The organism is Klebsiella sp. GW_Kp181 (assembly GCF_040062315.1).
GTDB classification, from domain to species: domain Bacteria; phylum Pseudomonadota; class Gammaproteobacteria; order Enterobacterales; family Enterobacteriaceae; genus Klebsiella; species Klebsiella oxytoca.
In genome coordinates this window covers 1-549 of the sequence record NZ_JBEAFR010000038.1, presented here as the reverse complement: position 1 = coordinate 549, position 549 = coordinate 1, and the positions used below count along the sequence as shown (strand labels likewise).

Sequence of the window (549 nt, the reverse complement as noted above, 5' to 3'; positions counted from 1 at the left end):
CGGACGAAAAATGAATACCAAGTCTCAAAGAGTGAACACGTAATTCATTACGAAGTTTAATTCTACGAGCATCAAACTTAAATTGAAGAGTTTGATCATGGCTCAGATTGAACGCTGGCGGCAGGCCTAACACATGCAAGTCGAACGGTAGCACAGAGAGCTTGCTCTCGGGTGACGAGTGGCGGACGGGTGAGTAATGTCTGGGAAACTGCCCGATGGAGGGGGATAACTACTGGAAACGGTAGCTAATACCGCATAACGTCGCAAGACCAAAGAGGGGGACCTTCGGGCCTCTTGCCATCGGATGTGCCCAGATGGGATTAGCTTGTAGGTGAGGTAACGGCTCACCTAGGCGACGATCCCTAGCTGGTCTGAGAGGATGACCAGCCACACTGGAACTGAGACACGGTCCAGACTCCTACGGGAGGCAGCAGTGGGGAATATTGCACAATGGGCGCAAGCCTGATGCAGCCATGCCGCGTGTATGAAGAAGGCCTTCGGGTTGTAAAGTACTTTCAGCGGGGAGGAAGGGAGTGAGGTTAATAACCT

Annotated in this window: 1 rRNA gene; it reads left to right on the top strand. The window is 52.1% G+C overall.

The window, feature by feature from the left end:
• Positions 1-79: 79 nt before the first annotated feature.
• Positions 80-549: ribosomal RNA gene (locus ABLV11_RS07040) — 16S ribosomal RNA — on the top strand; the annotation flags it as partial.